General features: G+C 68.7%; 12 protein-coding genes. 1 reads left to right on the top strand and 11 read right to left on the bottom strand.

Annotation, left to right across the window (positions count from 1 at the left end):
- Positions 1-2 precede the first annotated feature (2 nt).
- The 4 genes from epsC to MJO54_RS21390 are packed head-to-tail and all read right to left on the bottom strand — an operon-like array spanning position 3 to position 4,128.
- Positions 3-587 carry a serine O-acetyltransferase EpsC gene (gene epsC / locus MJO54_RS21405; RefSeq protein ID WP_046286247.1) on the bottom strand — a complete coding sequence of 195 codons (585 nt, stop codon included), beginning with the start codon at positions 585-587 and terminating at the stop codon, positions 3-5.
- Between the two features lie 8 nt (positions 588-595).
- Positions 596-1,531, bottom strand: coding sequence for a cysteine synthase A (gene cysK / locus MJO54_RS21400; RefSeq protein WP_046286246.1), 936 nt, complete (start codon positions 1,529-1,531; stop codon positions 596-598).
- A 34-nt stretch (positions 1,532-1,565) separates the two neighbouring features.
- Positions 1,566-3,218 carry a family 2A encapsulin nanocompartment cargo protein cysteine desulfurase gene (locus tag MJO54_RS21395; RefSeq protein WP_105295255.1) on the bottom strand — a complete coding sequence of 551 codons (1,653 nt, stop codon included), beginning with the start codon at positions 3,216-3,218 and terminating at the stop codon, positions 1,566-1,568.
- Entirely contained in the window at positions 3,205-4,128 is a 924-nt protein-coding gene (locus MJO54_RS21390; protein ID WP_046286244.1) for a family 2A encapsulin nanocompartment shell protein, read from the bottom strand. Before MJO54_RS21390 ends, MJO54_RS21395 begins: the two co-directional genes overlap by 14 nt.
- A gap of 288 nt (positions 4,129-4,416) precedes the next feature.
- Between MJO54_RS21390 and MJO54_RS21385 the strand changes: the two genes are divergently transcribed.
- Entirely contained in the window at positions 4,417-5,715 is a 1,299-nt protein-coding gene (locus tag MJO54_RS21385; protein ID WP_105295256.1) for a thioester domain-containing protein, read from the top strand.
- Here the strand turns inward: MJO54_RS21385 and MJO54_RS21380 are convergent.
- The 7 genes from MJO54_RS21380 to MJO54_RS21350 form a co-directional block, all read right to left on the bottom strand.
- Positions 5,695-7,203 (bottom strand): sensor histidine kinase, encoded by a 1,509-nt coding sequence (locus MJO54_RS21380; protein WP_105295267.1) that lies wholly within the window; start codon positions 7,201-7,203, stop codon positions 5,695-5,697. The two genes, MJO54_RS21385 and MJO54_RS21380, sit on opposite strands and share 21 nt — an antisense overlap.
- Positions 7,200-7,964, bottom strand: a complete 765-nt coding sequence (locus MJO54_RS21375) for a response regulator transcription factor (protein ID WP_046286242.1) — start codon at positions 7,962-7,964, stop codon at positions 7,200-7,202. Before MJO54_RS21375 ends, MJO54_RS21380 begins: the two co-directional genes overlap by 4 nt.
- A gap of 27 nt (positions 7,965-7,991) precedes the next feature.
- The gene (locus MJO54_RS21370; RefSeq protein ID WP_240175426.1) at positions 7,992-9,206 is read right to left on the bottom strand and encodes a PPE domain-containing protein; all 1,215 of its coding nucleotides are present in this window, start codon (positions 9,204-9,206) and stop codon (positions 7,992-7,994) included.
- Entirely contained in the window at positions 9,203-10,468 is a 1,266-nt protein-coding gene (locus MJO54_RS21365; protein ID WP_240175425.1) for a PPE family protein, read from the bottom strand. Before MJO54_RS21365 ends, MJO54_RS21370 begins: the two co-directional genes overlap by 4 nt.
- 106 nt (positions 10,469-10,574) lie before the next feature.
- Complete coding sequence (locus MJO54_RS21360) at positions 10,575-11,930, bottom strand: M1 family metallopeptidase (protein ID WP_046284368.1); 1,356 nt, start codon at positions 11,928-11,930, stop codon at positions 10,575-10,577.
- Positions 11,927-15,931: a Pls/PosA family non-ribosomal peptide synthetase gene (locus tag MJO54_RS21355; RefSeq protein ID WP_205843435.1), complete on the bottom strand. Its 4,005-nt coding sequence runs from the start codon at positions 15,929-15,931 to the stop codon at positions 11,927-11,929. The genes MJO54_RS21360 and MJO54_RS21355 overlap by 4 nt, the downstream gene beginning before the upstream one ends.
- Positions 15,907-17,151: an APC family permease gene (locus MJO54_RS21350; RefSeq protein ID WP_064888687.1), complete on the bottom strand. Its 1,245-nt coding sequence runs from the start codon at positions 17,149-17,151 to the stop codon at positions 15,907-15,909. The genes MJO54_RS21355 and MJO54_RS21350 overlap by 25 nt, the downstream gene beginning before the upstream one ends.
- Between the last annotated feature and the right edge of the window lie 2 nt (positions 17,152-17,153).

Here is a 17,153-nt window from a genome sequence, read left to right as displayed (position 1 = left end):
CTTTAGATGTACATCGCCGGGTCGATGTAACTGGTCGGGTCCACCAGCGGCTCGCGCTGCTTCTCGGTGCGATGACGCACCGCAGCCGGGATCCCGGTGGCGATGCAATCCGCCGGAACATCCTGGGTGACAACGGCGTTCGCGCCGATAGCGCTGCCGTCTCCGATGGTGATCGGACCGAGCACCTTCGCGCCGGCGCCCACCGTGACGCCGTTGCCGATGGTCGGGTGGCGCTTGCCGTGACTCAGCGAGCGCCCGCCGAGGGTGACACCGTGATAGACCATGACGTCATCGCCGATCTCGGTGGTCTCGCCGATCACCACGCCCAGGCCGTGGTCGATGAAGAAGCGCCGCCCGATCGTCGCGCCGGGGTGGATCTCGATACCGGTGGCGAATCGGGTGGCTTGAGCCAGCACGCGGGCCACCCCGCGCAGCGCCGGCTTGGCCCACAGCCGGTGCGCGAGCCGATATGACCAGATCGCGTGCAGGCCCGAATAGACCAGGGCGTTCTCGAAATCCCCGCGTGCGGCCGGGTCATGCTCGCGCGCGTTGCGCAGGTCCTCGCGCAGCGCCGCCCACATGCTCATGAGTGCGCTCACTGGCGAATGTGTTCGAACAGCGGCGTCGAGATGTAGCGCTCGCCGAAGTCGGGAACCACCACCACGATCAGCTTTCCGGCGTTCTCCGGGCGCTTGGCCAGTTCGAGGGCGGCCCACACGTTGGCGCCGGCCGAAATCCCGCCGAGGATCCCCTCCTCGGTGCCCAGCGCGCGAGCCACCCGGATGGCGTCGTCGAACTGCGCGTCGATGATCTCGTCATAACAGTCGCGGTCGAGCACCTCGGGGACGAAGTTGGCGCCCAGACCCTGAATCTTGTGCGGGCCGGGGTCGGCGCCGTGCAGGATCGCCGAGTCCTTGGGCTCCACGCCGACGATCTGAACCTCGGGCTTGTGGGCCTTGAGGGTGTGCGAGACACCGGTCAGCGTGCCTCCGGTGCCGATGCCGGCGACGAAGATGTCGACAGCGCCATCGGTGTCTTTCCAGATCTCTTCGCCGGTCGTCCGTTCGTGGATGGCCGGATTGGCCGGGTTGGCGAATTGGTCGGCGGACAGGGCGTTGTGGGTGTCGGCGACGATCTGCTTGGCCTTGGCCACGGCGCCGGCCATGCCCTCGGAGCCGGGCGTCAGCACGATCTCGGCGCCGTAGGCGCGCAGCATCACCCGGCGCTCGGTGGACATGGTGTCCGGCATGGTCAGGATCACCTTGTAGCCGCGGGCGGCGCCGACCATCGCCAGGGCGATGCCGGTGTTGCCGCTGGTGGCCTCGACGATGGTGCCCCCGGGGCGCAGCTGGCCGGACTGCTCAGCGGCGTCGATGATCGCGACACCGATGCGGTCCTTGACGCTGTTGGCTGGGTTGTAGAACTCGAGTTTGGCCGCCACTTGAGCGCCCAGTCCCTCGGTCAGCCGGTTGAGCCGCACCAGCGGCGTATGGCCGATCAGCTCGGTGACGTTGTCGTAGATCCTGCCCATCAAATGCCCTTTCCTGCCAAGGCCGCCATAGGTGCTACGCGCTCCCTTCGGCAATGCGCCGTACGGCCTTGATGAAGATGTCGATCTCTTCGAAAGTGTTGTAGAACGCGAACGACGGCCGCACGGTGGCCTCCAGGCCGTAGCGGCGCAGGATCGGCTGCGCGCAGTGGTGACCGGCGCGCACCGCGATGCCCTCGGAGTTCAGTGCCTTGCCCACTTCCAACGGCTCGTGGCCGGCCAGCACGAACGACAACACACTGGCCTTCTCGTCGGCGGTGCCGACGAGCCGCACCCCGGGAATATCGGCCAGGCGCGGTGTGGCGTATTCGAGTAGGGCGTGCTCGTAGGCGGCGATGCGTTCGATGCCCACTCGTTCCACATAGCGCAGGGCTTCGCCCAGGCCGACCGCATCGGCGATGTTGCCAGTGCCCGCCTCAAACTTGTTGGGCGGTTCCTGGTAGAGCGAGCGCTCCAGGGTGACGTCGGCAATCATGTTGCCTCCACCCTGCCACGGCGGCGTCTCGGCCAGCGCCTCGGCGGTGCCGTAGAGCACTCCGATCCCGGTGGGACCGAAGATCTTGTGTCCGGAGAACGCGAAGAAGTCCGCGCCCAGCGATTGCACGTCGATCGGGATGTGGGGGATCGACTGTGCCCCGTCGATCAGCACCCGAGCGCCGTAGCGGTGGGCGAGCTCGACGATGTCGTGCACCGGGGTGACGGTGCCCAGCGCGTTGGAGACATGTGTGGCGGCAACCAGTTTGGTTCGCGGGCCCAGCAGGTCCTCGAATTCGCCCAGCAGCAGGTTGCCCGCCTCGTCTACCGGGGCCACCTTCAAAATCGCCCCGGTCTTCTTCGAGATCAATTGCCACGGAACAATATTCGCGTGGTGCTCGAGGTGGGTGATGACGATCTCATCGCCGGCGCGCAGATTCTTGCCGCCCCAGGCGTATGCCACCAGGTTGATCGCCTCCGTGGTGCCGCGCACGAAGACGATGTCCTCACTGCGCGGTGCGCCCAGGAATCGCCGCACGGTGTCGCGGGCGTCCTCGTAGGCGTCGGTGGCGCGGGCCGCGAGTTCGTGTGCGGCACGGTGAATATTGGAGTTCTCGTGGGCGTAGAAGTGCGACAGCCGGTCGATGACGGCCAGCGGCTTCTGTGTGGTCGCGGCGTTGTCGAACCAGATCAACGGCTTACCGTTGACGGTCTCGCGCAGGATCGGAAAGTCAGCGCGCACCGCGTTGACGTCGAAGATCTCGTGCGAGTCCGGCACCGCCGGAGCCGGTTCGGCGGCCGGCACCCGATGCGACAAGAAGGCGTAGTTCGCTTCGTCGCCACCGGCGGCCGGCGTGGGGGAGCCGTGCCAATCCAGCTGCGGAACCGCCGGGACGCCCCCAGGCCAGCCGGGCGCCGATCCACGAGGCGCGACCGGGACCGCACCGGCCGGCGAACCGGCCAGCACCCCGGGCACGGTCGGCACGATGCCGCTCGGCACCGCGAACACCGACAGGTCGGCTAGCCCCGGCGGCAATAACCCGGAAGGGTCGGGTACGCCGCCCCGGGGTGCCACCGCGGTGGTCTGCGGCGGCGAGTCCGGACCAGGCCGGGCGGCATACAGCTGATTGGCCAGTACCTCCAGCTCAGCGGCGCTGACCGGTGGGTTTACCGGCCTGGGGTCACTTGTACTCATGGAAACGGTCCACCGAGACGTCGTCGAGCACGGCGAGCGCATCGTCGGTGAGCACGGCCAGCGAGTTGTACAGCGTGACCAGGTAGGACGCGATCGCCGAGCGGTTGATGCCGGTGAACCGGACCGACAGGCCCGGCGCCTGCTCGCCGACCAGGCCGGGCTGGAACAGTCCGACGACGCCCTGACGCTCCTCGCCGGTGCGTACCAGCAGGATCTTGGTCTTGGAGTCCTCCACCGGCACCTTGTCGCTGGGCACGATCGGGATGCCGCGCCAGGTGATGAATTGGGCGCCGAACAGGTTCACCACCACCGGCGGTACACCGCGGCGGGTGGCCTCACGGCCGAAGGCGGCCACTCCCAACGGGTGGGTCAGGAAGAACCCGGGGGTCTTCCACACCTTGGTGATCAGCGAGTCCAAGTCGTCGGGGGTAGGCGGGCCGGTCAGGGTGGAGATGGTCTGCTCCGGCGTGACCTGCGCCAACAGCCCGTATTCCGGGTTGTTGACCAGCTCGTACTCCTGGCGTTCCTTGATGGTCTCGATGGTGAGGCGCAGTTGCTGTGCGACCTGGTCGTGCGGGCTGGAGTACAGGTCGGAGACCCGGGTGTGCACATCAAGCAGGGTGGAGATCGACCGCAGGGTGTACTCCCGCGGGCTGGTCTCGTAGTCCACGAACGTCTGCGGCAGCGGTTCGGTCGAACCGGCGCCCTGCTCGGCATGGATGGCGACCTGGCCGGGATTGACCACCCGGTTGACCCGGTAGATACCGGCTTCGACCGGGACCCAGTTCAACAGGTGCAGCAACCAGCGCGGCGTGATGGTGGCCAGTTGCGGGACCGTCTTGGTCGCATTCGCGAGTTGCCGTGCGGCGAGGTCCCCGAGCGCCTGAGATTCGTTCTGAGCGGACGTCATTGCTTTCCTCCTGATGAGTGACGGCGCCAATCATGGACCATGGTCCGGGTTTGCCCACCAGTTGCGCTCAGGGCGAATTGAATCCCTCGCAGTTCGCGCCGCTGCGGTACATGTCGTAGGGTATGTGTATGTCGAACATCACGCTGCCACAGCCGCACGCTTTGTGCCGCCTTGCCGCGTGTTGTTGTTGTTGATTCTCTGACGCCCTGATTCCTTAGCGTCGCAGCCCGCCCCCTTTTCTCGGCGAGATGCTGCCGTGCGCGCTTCAGACCAGAAAGTCGACTCGGCATGACCGTTTCAACCTCCGTTTTTCCTTTTCTCGACACCGAACCGACGGTGACCGTTCGCCGCCGGGTGCAACCCCGCCCCGCCGTCGACATCGACCGAATGACCCGCTATCACGGCGGCACCTATTCGCACACCGTCGACCGGATCGTCTTCACCGACGGCACCAGCGCACGCACCGATCTGATTCGCCTGAATCCCGGCATCGCGGCCTATTCGCTGGATTTCCACGGCATCGCGCCGACCCGGCCATCGGCATACCGGATCGACACCTGGTCGGCGGTTCCGAACCTGCGTGCCGGCGCCCGTGACCCCCGCGAAGTTCAGGTCGACTGGATCCTGCGCAACTCGGTCCCGCGGCTGTCCACCGTCGAGTTGAGCCGTCGGCTGCGGGAGGCCGGCCACCAGCTGGGCCGCGGCAACATCACCGAGCACGAGGCGATAGCCGCCACCCAGGCCGCGATCTGGCGGTTGACCAACGGTTTGGAGCTGGACACCCGCGCCCGCACCGAGCCGGTCCGGGTGCTGCGCGACGCCGACGGGGTGACCGTCGAGTTCGAAGAGGCTCTTGAGTTGGGCGGCTACACCCTGGAATTGGTGGCCTCGGAGCCGGTGACGGTGACCCTGCACAAGTCCGACGACGGCCGTAGCTGGCGGGAGGTGCCCTCGTCGCGGCTGGCCGTCAAGTCCGCCGGCGCGCATCGCAAGGCACTCGGCGTGGGTGCCACCGTCGGCGGACACCGGTTCTACCGCCTGTCGGTGGCCGATCCCGGGGCGGCAGCCACCCTCGGCGACGTCGACTTCTGGCTCAACGGCACCAGCACCTATCGCAATGCAGACCGCATCGTGGCCCTCTACCGCTACCTGCTGGCCGGCGCGGCCCGGGCGCGCACCACCGCACCCGGACTGAACGTTTCGGCCGCCACCATGGCCGACGGTCTGGTGGGGCCGCTGCGCCTGTCCGTCGCAGATTCCGCCGCGCTGAGCGTCGAGGGCGCGGAGCTGCTGGACGCCGACGGCAACGAGCTAGCCGGCCCGGTGCAGCCGGGCAGCGTGTTCTACCTGCGTCCGTACCCGGGCGCGGTGTCGGCCCGAGTGCGCGTCACGGTGCCCGGTACCGAAGACGGCTACGGCGGCCGGGTCCTCACCGGCCTTGCCGCAGAACAGGACTCGCAGACGTTCACCCCGGTGGCGCTGGCGGTTGCGGCCGCGCTGGTCGTCGACTTCGACCTCTCTTGGTCGCAGCGGCGGGCATTGCCGCACCGGTCCCGGCGACCGCGGTCAGGAGCCCGATCCGCCTAGCGCCGGATCCACCAGCGGCAGCCGCACCCGAAACACCGTCCAGCCCTCGGTCGACTCCACACTCACCGAGCCACGATGCGCGCCGACGATAGAGGAGACGATCGCCAACCCCAGTCCGGTGCTGCCCAATTCACCCGAGCGGGCCTTATCCGCCCGGACGAACCGCTCGAAAAGATGCGGTACCAACTCGGCGTCGATACCGGGGCCGTCGTTGGCCACCGTCAACTCCGCGGCCGGCCCACCCGCGGTGATGGCCGTCGTCACCGTCACCCCGGGCGGGGTGTGCACCCAGGCGTTCTTCAACAGGTTGGTGACGACCTGGTGCAGCCGCGCGCGATCGCCGCGAACCCACACCGGGGCATCGGGCAGGTCTTTGATCCAGTGGTGAGCCGGTGCGGCGGCGGCCGCGTCGTTGACCGCATCGAGCACCAGGTCAGCCAGGTCGACCTCTTCGAGCTGCAGGTCCTGGCCTTCGCCGAGTCGCGACAGCAACAACAGCTCCTCCACCAGCGAGGCCATCCGCTGGGCCTCGGACTCGATGCGGGCCAGCGCGTACTCGGTGGTCGGCGGCAGGGACGCGCTGTCCTGCCGGGTCAGTTCGGCATACCCCTGAATGGCCGCCAGCGGTGTACGTAGCTCGTGGCTGGCGTCGGTGATGAACTGTCGCATCCGCCGGTCGGCGTCACTGCGATAGGCGAGTGCACTGTCGACGTTGTCCAACAATCGATTCAGGGCGCCGGCGACGATTCCCACCTCGTTGCCCGGGTCGACGTCGTCATCGGCCACCCGGATGGTGATGCGCTCGTCACCCTCGGCCAGCGGCATCGCCGCCACCGAGGCGGCGGTCGCCGCGACCCGGCGCAGCGGCCGCAGCGCATAGCTGACCACGGTGATGGTCAACCCCGCAGTGACCAGCAACGCCAATGTGTAAAGCGCTGAGGCAGCAGCCATCCGGCGATCGACGGTGCGGTTCGCAAGGTGCATCGAGCCGCCGATGAACAACAGGTCGTCGTCATCGACCGCGCGGGTAGCCACCCGATAGGCGCCCAGGCTGCCCAACTCCACCGTCTGCGGCGGACCACTGGACCAGCGCCCCTCGGCGATGGTGGCCACCACGTCGGCGGGCGCAGGATAGGGGTCCCGCTTGGTGAACACCACCGCCCCGATCACCACGCCGTCGCGCAGCACCGCCAGCACGTTTCCCGGGGTCTGATCACTGAAACCGAGCATGGCCCTGCCGATGTTCGACCGGCCGTCGGGACCCACCACGTTGTCGACGTGGCGATAGTCGGCGAAGTAGTGGCTGAAGGCGTTGAGCGACTCGTAGAGGTCGGCGTCGCTCGTGGCGGTGACGTAGGTGCGCAGGCTCAGCACCGACACCGCACCCACCGCCACGAACACCACGGTGACCACGGCCGACACCCCCAGCACCAACTGCCGGCGTAGACCACGTGGACGCCACCGAGGAGGCTTGGGGGCGGCGGTCATTCGGGTGGCTTGCACATGTATCCCACACCGCGCACGGTGTGGATCATCGGCGCCCGGTCGGCGTCGACCTTCTTACGCAGGTAGGAGATGTAGAGGTCGACGATGCTGGTCCGCCCGGCAAAGTCGTAATTCCAGACCCGATCCAAGATCTCCGCACGGCCCAACGCCCGGCCCTGGTTGCGCATCAAAAAGCGCAGCAGTTCGAACTCGGTCGTGGTCAGCGCCACCGCGGTGCCGCCGCGGGTGACCTGTCGGCTGGCGCCGTCCAACGTCAGGTCGCCCACGGTGAGGACCTCGTTCATCGGCGGGGTCAGCTGACTCGACCGGCGCAGCAGCCCCCGCAGCCGGGCCACCAACTCCTCCAGGCTGAACGGCTTGGTCATGTAATCGTCGGCGCCCGAGGTCAGTCCGGTCACCCGGTCGGTCACCGAGTCGCGGGCGGTGAGGAACAGTGTCGGCGTGTAGGGATCGGATTCGCGGACCCGCTGCAGAATCCGCAGCCCGTCGATATCGGGCAGCATGATGTCGAGCACCAGCAGATCCGGCGTCCCGCCGTGGAACTTGGTCACAGCGTCGCGTCCGTTATGGGCGACGTCGACCACCCACCCCTCGTAATGCAGGGCCATGGTCACCAGGTTGGTCAGCGCCGGCTCGTCATCAACCAGCAGCACCCGAATCGGGGAGCCGTCCGGGCGATAGATCCGCGGAAGCTGTCCGAGGATCGCCTTGCGCGGAGCTTGACCGTCCGTGTTACCCGCCATCGGTCGCCATTTTCCACCGAGTCGGGGTCATTCGCCGAGCAGACGTTGCTTCCGCTGGGCGAATTTCTCCGGCGTCAGAATGCCTGAATCCCGCAATTCGACCAGAGCGCGTAGTTCGGCGACAACACCGATGGCTTTCGACTTGTCGGCTTTGTCGACCTTTACCGAGGCATCCGGATCTTCGGGAGCTGCGGCCCGCTTGGGCGGTGCGGTGAAAACGCGTTGGGTGGCCGGTGGAGAACGGCGTTCGTTGCCCGCCGGGTGAGTCAAGGCGCCCCCGGCCGCGCCGGCCAGCGCCATCTGGGAATACGGGAGCTTGGCCGCGGTCGCCATCGGGCCCGCTGTGGCGGAGGCGCTACCGGATGGAGCTGATACTCCGGTGACGTCGCGCAGTGCGGAGGGAACGGCCGCCGCCCAGGCCCGCGGTACCGACATGGCGCCCACCGGTATCGCCTTGCCGACACTGGCCCACGCCGTGCCGGTTCCCGCCAGGCTGGCGGTCGGGACGAAACCGCCCAGGGCGGGCGTGGTTTCCCCGATCAGACCCAGCGCCCCCAGTTCGGCCCCCTCGGGAAGGGCGAGTTCTCCCAGCGTCATCGCCAGGCCGCCGAACGCGCCGCCCAGGCCGATCGCCCCGAAGGGCCCGACGCTGCCCACCTCGAAAACCGCGCTGACGATATCGAACAGCAGACCGGTAGACACCGTGCCGGTTCCAGCAGCGGTATTGGGCTGCGGTGCGGTGAAGGTGGGCAGTTGGGTGGCTGCTGCGGCGTTGGTGGCGTAGGTGTGCATGGCGGTGGCGTCTTGGGCCCACATTTCGCTGTAGTGGGCTTCGGTGGTGGCGATGGCGGTGGTGTTGGTGCCGAGGAAGTTGGTGGCGATCAGGGTGGCCAGTTGGGTGCGGTTGGCGGCGATGACGGCTGGGGGCACGGTCATGGCGTAGGCGGTTTCGTAGGCGGTGGCGGCGGCTGCGGCTTGGGTGCCGGCGTGGCTGGCTTTGGTGGCGGTGGTGCTCATCCAGGCGGCGTAGGGGGTGGCGGCGGCGGCCATGGCTGTTGCCGAGGGGCCTTGCCAGGTTTGGTCGGTGAGTTCGGCGATGATGGTTCGGTAGTTGTTGGCTGCTGATTCGAGTTCGGCTGCCATGGTTTTCCAGGCGGTGGCGGCGGCGCGGGTGGGGCCTGAACCGGCTCCGGCGTACATCAGGCCAGAGTTGACTTCAGGTGGCAGCGCTGCGAAATTCACTGGCCGGCCTCCGCCCAGTCGACGAACATGTCGATGACGCGTTCGCGTTGCCGATGGAATTCCTGGTCGGTGAGGACTCCCGATTCGCGCAGTTCGGTAAGCCCGCGCAGTTCGGCCAGAACCTCCACACCCGTCACGGTGTCCTCGGGCTCCTCCGATGGGTCCGGATCCGCCTGTTTGGGCGCCGTCACCGAGGCGGACCGGTGTGCGGCGCCGACGGTGCCGGCCGATCTGGTCAAGGCCCGTCCCGCCGCGCCGGCCAGCGCCATCTCAGCCAACGGGAGTTCAGTGCCGGCTGCTGCCGCTGACATGGCGCTGGATTGGGCTGAGAGCAAGGTGATTTCGCGCAGTGCCGCGGGCGCGGCCGCCGCCCAGGCCCGCGGGGCCGACATGCCGCCCACCGGTATCGCCTTGCCCACACCGGCCCAGGGCATTGCGGCGCGGCCCGTGCTGACCAGGCCCGCGGAGGGCACCGGCGCCACTGCGGCCGGGGCAACACCGAACACACCGCCGGCGGGCAGCGCGTCACCGAGCAGGCCCAGGGGGCCGACGGCACCGAAATCGCCGGTGAAGCCCAGGCCTGCGAAGGGCGCCAGGCTGGCCGTTTCGATGGCCAGGCCGCCGAATTCCAGTCCCGCACCGCCGCCTTCGAAGGGCGCGATGCTGTCCACCTCCAGCAGCGCGACCAGGATGTTGAGTAGCAGTCCTTCCTCGCCGGCGCCGTCGTATGACCCGTCCGAGGTGGTGTCGGCGGGTGCGGTGAAGGTGGGCAGTTGGGTGGCTGCTGCGGCGTTGGTGGCGTAGGTGTGCATGGCGGTGGCGTCTTGGGCCCACATTTCGCTGTAGTGGGCTTCGGTGGCGGCGATGGCGGTGGTGTTGGTGCCGAGGAAGTTGGTGGCGATCAGGGTGGCCAGTTGGGCGCGGTTGGCGGCGATGACAGCTGGGGGCACGGTCATGGCGTAGGCGGTTTCGTAGGCGGTGGCGGCGGCTGCGGCTTGGGTGCCGGCGTGGCTGGCTTTGGTGGCGGTGGTGCTCATCCAGGCGGCGTAGGGGGTGGCGGCGGCGGCCATGGCTGTTGCCGAGGGGCCTTGCCAGGTTTGGTCGGTGAGCTCGGCGATGATGGTTCGGTAGTTGTTGGCTGCTGATTCGAGTTCGGCTGCCATGGTTTTCCAGGCGGTGGCGGCGGCGCGGATGGGGCCTGAACCGGCTCCGGCGTACATCAGGCCAGAGTTGACTTCCGGTGGCAGCGCTGCGAAATTCATCGGCTACTCCTCGATCGCCGATATTTGACGCTATTTTCGGCCGCTACGACCGGGCAACTCGGCAGTGATGACTCATACGAAACACATATCTACCGACCCGGTTTGGTTAACGGGGCGCTGCCAGCGGGGGGACTGCCGTGGAATACAGCCAGGCCTGCCACAACGATTGCAGCGGTTCGCCCGCGTATCCGGCGGCCAGTGCGGTGAAGTCTTCGGTGCCGGCGTTGCCGTGGCGGTAGCGCGACGTCCAGTCGCGCAGCAGGGCGAAGAAGGCATCGTCGCCCAGCCGGCCGCGCAGCAGATGCAGGGTGATCGCCCCGCGCTTGTACACCCGGTCGTCGAACATGTCGGCCGGCCCGGGATCGGCCAACAGCAGATCCTGCGGCAGGCCCTCCAGTTGGCGGTGGTAGCGCCGCGCCAGTTGGTCGGCGCTCGGCCCGCCGGAATGCTCCGACCACAGCCATTCGGCGTAGCAGGCGAACCCCTCATGCAGCCAGATATCGCTCCAGCGCCGCAGGGTGACGCTGTTGCCGAACCACTGGTGGGCCAGTTCGTGGGCGATCAGTCGGTTGGATCCCCCGGTGCCGTCGCAGTGGTTGGCGCCGAAGATTGAAATCCCCTGTGCTTCAAGGGGGATCTCCAGGTTGTCGTCGGTCACCAGCACGGTGTAGCCGGCCGCCAGCGGGTAGGGCCCGAACAGCCGCACGAACAGCTCCATCATCTGTGCCTGCGCTGCGAAATCCTGCTCGAACTCGGTCTGCAGGCGGGCCGGCAGCACCGCACGGATTGCCACCGCCGAACCGGGCAGCCGGCGGGCCACGTACCGGCCGATCTGCAGGGTGACCAGATAGGTCGGGGTCGGCTCGGGCTGCTCGTAAGTCCAGGTGGTGCGGGTGGCCCGGGCGCGCCGCGATATCAGTTCGCCGTTGGCCACCGCGTAGTACGGGCTGTCGGTGCTGATCTGGATTCGGTAGCTGGCCTTGGTGTAGGGGTGATCGTCACAGGGGAACCACGACGGTGCGCCGTTGGGCTGGCCGGAGACCAGCGCTCCGTCGGACAGCTCTTCGAAACCTACTTCGCCCCACAGTGTTTCGCTGGGGCGCGGTGATCCCGAGTATCGGACCACGATCACCAGCGCCGCACCGGGCGGCACCGTGGCGGCCAGGGTGATTCGCAGCTTGGCCGCGGAGGTGGCGAACCGCGCGGGTGGGCGACCGTTGATCCAGACCTTGGCCACCGACATCGTGTCGGCGAGGTCGAGGGTGACCTCGCGCAGTGCAGTCAGCGCGACCGCCGTGATGGTCGCGGTGCCCGAGAGCCGGTTACTGCTGACCTTGTACTCCAGGTCGAGTTCGTAGCGCGAGACCCGGTAACCACTGTTGCCGCTGTCGGGCAGATAGGGGTCGAGAACAGGTGCTGGGGCCTTGGCTGTCTTGGCGGGAATCTTCGCGGGTTTGCTCATGCCGCGGGCTCCTGACGCGCGGCAGCCGAAGACCCACGCTTCTTGCCCGATACCAGCCACGGCGCGATCGGATTGCCCTGCCAGCGCGTCGCCGCCGGTACTTCGTCGCCGCGCATCACCAGCGAGGCCGGCCCGACGGTGGCACCGGCGCCCAGTCGGGCCGCGGGCAACGCCACACAGTTGGGCCCCAGCGTGGCGCCTGCATCCAATGTGACCGTGTCCATCTGCATGATCCGGTCGTGAAACAGGTGGGTTTGCACCACGCAGCCGCGGTTCACCGTCGCGCCGGCACCCAGCGTCACCAGGTCGGCTTCGGGTAGCCAGTACGTCTCGCACCACACGCCGCGGCCGATAGTGGCGCCGAGCGCCCGCAACCACAGGCTCATCACCGGGGTGCCGGTTGCGGCGCGGGCGAACCACGGGGCGGCAACCGTTTCGACGAAAGCGTCCGAGACCTCGTTGCGCCACACGAACGACGACCACAGCGGGCGCTGTGACGCCCGGATCCGGCCCACGGTCAGCCATTTCGCCACCACCGCGCTGCCGCCGGCCACCGCACCCGCGGCCAGCAACGTCACGCCGCTGCCCAGCGCGGTCCAGCCGTAGCCGAACGTTGTTGCCCCCCACTGCAACGCGCCCAAAACCGCGGCTCCGATCGCAAACGTGACGATGACCGGGATCAGCCGGAATGTCTCCATGACGGCGCGCATCACCTTCAACCGCAGCGGCGGTTCGAACGTTCGCTCGGCGTCGAGGTCGGCGGCTTTACGCCGCAGTCGCACCGGTGGGCTGCCCAGCCACGACGAGCCCGTCTTGGCCTTGTGCGGTGCCGTTGACAGCACTGCCACCAAGGAGTTGTCGGGGACCCGCCTGCCCGGCTGGGTGATCCCGGAATTGCCCAGGAATGCCCGCTTGCCGATGGTGGCCGGTGCGACGTGGATCCAGCCGCCGCCCAATTCATAGGAGGCCACCATGGTGTCGTCGGCGAGAAACGCGCCGTCGGCGATCGTGGTGAACTTCGGGATGACCAGCGCCGTGGAGATCTCGGTGCCGGAGCCCACCTTGGCGCCCAACAATCGCAGCCACCACGGCGTGATCAGGCTGGCGTACACCGGAAAAAGATAGTCGCGCGCGTCGTCCATCAGACGTTCGGTGGCCCACAACTGCCAACCCACCCGGCTGCGCACCGGGTGGTAGCCGTCGCGCAGCCCGATCGACAACAGCCGCACCCCGATCACGGTCAGGGCGGCGTAGCTGAACATCGCGACCAGCGCGGCCAGCGGGGTGGCCAGCGCCGCCGGCCGAATCGCCTCGGTCAGCGTGGCGCAGTCCCGAACGGCCCAGCCCAGCACCGCCAGTCCGGCGCCCAGCGCCAGCAGCGGCAGGCCGGCGAGCAGCAGCGACGTCAACCCGTACACCGCAGCCCACATCGGGCGCGGCGGTGGCCGGTGATCCGGCCAGGGGTGGTGCGCCTTACCGGATTTCACCGCCGGCGAGCCGGTCCAGTACTGGCCCTTCTTCACCTCGCCGACTACCCCGGACCCCGGGGCGACGTCGGCGTCCTTGCCGACCGCAGCGCCGGGCAGCAGGGTGGTGCGGGCACCGATGGTGGCGTCGTTACCTACCGTCACGGGACCGACGTGAAACGCATCGCCGTCGATCCAGTGCCCGGTCAGATCCACCTCCGGTTCGATGGAACACCGGTGGCCCAGGGTCAACATCCCGGTTACCGGCGGGGCGGAGTGCAGATCGACGCCCTCGCCGATCTTGTTACCCAGTGCCCGGGCGTAATACACCAGCCACGGTGCGCCGGAGAGGTTCTCGGCGCCGCTGGCGGTGGCGAGCCGTTCGGCGATCCAGACCCGCAGGTGCTCGGGGCCGCCGCGCCGATACGTGCCCGGCTGAAGGTTGGAAAGTAATGCGCGCGCCCCCAGCGCGGCGATGCCCATCCGGCCCAGCGGGGTCACGAACAACAGGAAGGCGGCGATCACCCACCACCAGTCGAGCCGCACCAGCCAGCCCACCGGGTGCACCGCCGACACCACGTTATTGATCAGCGCCAGCCACGTCACCCACTGCAGTCCGGTCAGCGTGGCCAGCGGAACCGACAGCAACACCTGTGCGGCCTGGGTCTGCCACGGCGTGGGCGCGACCGCGCGGGACGCGGCCTCGGCTCCGGGATCACTGCGGCCCGTGTCGTCGAGAAACCCGGCCAACGAGCCGAGCCGCGGACGGTCGTAGAGCTGGGCGACGGTGGTCTGCGGGTAACGCTGCCGTACCGCGGCGACCAGCTGTGCGGCTTGCAGCGATCCGCCGCCGAGGGCGAAGAAGTCGGCCTGCTCGTCGTCCACCGCGGCACCCAGCACGTCGCGCCACAACCCGGCCAGCCAGCCCAGGGTGCTGTCCGGGTCGTCCCCGAGGACTCCGCCGGCCAGGCCCGCGCCGCCGGACTCCGGCCCGACCGGCCACGGCAACGCATCGCGGTCCACCTTGCCCGACGTGCGGGTGGGGAGTTCGTCGACCAGCACCAGTCGGGGCACCAGCGCGGCGGGCAGTTGCCGGCCCAGCTCGGCGCGAGCGGCCCCTAGATCGAAGTCCGGGTCGGTGCTGACCAGGTAACCGACCAACAGTGGTGTCCCGGCAGCACTGGTCCGCACCGCCGCCGCACCGCCGCTGACGCCGGGCAGTGTCACCAGGGCGCTGTCCACCTCGCCCAATTCGATGCGCCGGCCGCCGACCTTGACCTGGTCATCGGCCCGGCCGCAGAACACCAGCCCGTCGGCATCCAGCCGCACCAGGTCGCCGCTGCGGTAGGCCCGCGCCCAATCCAGCTCGGGCAGCGGCGCGTACTTCTCGGCGTCGCGGTCGGGGTCCAGGTAGCGGCCCAGCCCGACACCGCCGATCACCAGCTCGCCGACCTCGCCGGGGGCCACCGGCGCCCCATCGGGGCTGAGCACGGCCAGATCCCAGCCCAGCAGCGGCAATCCGATCTGAACCGGGCCGGTGCCGTCGAGTTGCGCAGCGCAGGCCACCACGGTGGTCTCGGTGGGGCCGTAGGTGTTCCACACCTCGCGGCCGTCCACCGCCAGCCGGGCCACCAGCTCCGGCGGGCAGGCTTCCCCGCCGAAGATCAGCAGCCGCACCGCCTCCAGCGCCTCGGCCGGCCACAGTGCCGCCAGGGTGGGCACGGTGGACACCACGGTCACGTCGCGCGAGACCAGCCATGGACCCAGGTCCATGCCGCTGCGTACCAGCGACCGCGGTGCCGGCACCAGACAGGCACCGTAACGCCACGCCAGCCACATCTCCTCGCAGGACGCGTCGAACGCGACCGACAGCCCCGCCAGCACCCGATCGCCGGGCCCGATCGGGTTGTCCTGCAAGAACAGCTGGGCTTCGGCGTCGACGAAGGCCGCCGCGTTGCGGTGCGTGATTGCCACGCCTTTCGGGGTGCCGGTGGACCCCGAGGTGAAGATGATCCAGGCGTCGTCGCTGGTCTGCGGCGCCGTGGCCCGCCAGCCGCGGGACGCGCCGGGGCCGCGGGTCAACCCCTGTTCGGTGATCACCGCCGCAACTTGGGCTTCGTTGAACACCAGCTCGGCGCGCTCGGGCGGGTCGTCGGCATCCACCGGCACGTAGGCCGCACCGGTGGCCAGCGTGGACAGGATCGCCACGTACAGCGCGTAATTGCCCGACGGCATCCGAATGCCGATGCGATCACCGCGACCCAGACCGCGCGCGGCCAGCCACGCGACACTGTCGGCGATGTCCTCGATCAGCTCCGCGTAGGTCAACACCACATGGCCGTCGTCGATGGCCGGAGCATCGGGGTAGCGCGCAGCGGTCTGGAGCAGAATGTCGATCAGGGTGCGGGGCTGCGGCGCCGACGAGCCGCGCAGATATTGCGCGGGGACTTGCAGTGAGGGCACGACTGTAGAACGTACCCAGCACGGTCGGGGAGTGCAGCGCGGCGCCGTCACGCCGGCGCGTTGTAGCCCCACCGACGGTGCGCGCCGTAAGCGGCGATACCCACACCGAACACCACCAGTCCGGCCAGGACCGAGGTGACGGGCAAGGCGAACGCGACGACGACGCAGCCCACCAGGCCGATGATCGGGATCAGGCGCGGGGGACGGCCCTCGGCGGCAGACAAGGTCCAGGCCGCGGCGTTGGCCACGGCGTAGTACACCAGGACCGCGAACGAGGAAAACCCGATGGCGTCACGGATATCGGTGGTGGCGGCCAGCCCGGCAACCACCAGCCCGACCGCGATTTCGGCGCGGTGCGGCACCCCGAACCGGGGATGCACCGCGGTCAAGAACCCGGGCAGATACCGGTCACGGGCCATGGCCAGGGTAGTACGCGACACCCCCAGAATCAGGGCCAGCAAGGACCCCGTCGCGGCGACTACCGCTGCGATCTGGACCACCACGGTCAGCTTGGCCGCCCCGGCGACCGTCACCACCTCTACCAGGGGCGCCGATGCGCCGGCAAGACCTTCTGGGCCAAGAACATTCAGTGTCGTCATGGCCACCAGCGCATACACCACGAAAGTGATGGCCAAGGCGATCGGGATCGCGCGCGGAATGGTGCGGGCCGGATCCCGTACCTCCTCGCCCAGCGTGGCGATGCGGGCATAGCCGGCGAACGCGAAGAACAGCAGGCCGGCTGCCTGCAGCACCCCCGGCACCGACACAGACGAGTGGTCGAGTCCAAAGGCCGCGATACCGCGGGTGCCTAGTGCGGTCACCACAACCGCTGCCAGCACCGCCAGCACCACCGCCACAATCACCCGGGTCAGCCACGCCGATTTCTGCACGCCCAGCACGTTGACGGCGGTCAGCCCCAGCACCGCCGCCACCGCGATCGCGTGCGCGTGCTCGGGCCACGCATAGAAACCCACCGTCAGTGCCATGGCGGCGCACGATGCGGTCTTGCCGACGATGAATCCCCAGCCGGCCAGATAGCCAAAGAACGGGCTCAGCCGCTCACGCCCGTATACGTAGGTACCGCCGGAGGCCGGATACCGTGCCGCAAGCCGCGCCGAGGAAATCGCGTTGCAGTAGGCGATCACCGCCGCCACGACCAGCCCGATCAGCATCGCCGCACCGGCGGCTGCGGCCGCCGGCGCCAACGCCACGAAGATGCCGGCACCGAGCATCGAACCCAGCCCGATCGTCACCGCGTCGAACACGCCCAGCTGCCGGCGAAGCTCATCCATCA

It is taken from the genome of Mycolicibacter virginiensis (assembly GCF_022374935.2).
Taxonomy (GTDB): Bacteria; Actinomycetota; Actinomycetes; order Mycobacteriales; family Mycobacteriaceae; genus Mycobacterium; species Mycobacterium virginiense.
The sequence above is the reverse complement of the archived record's forward strand: the minus strand, read 5'-3'. Positions and strand labels throughout refer to the sequence as shown.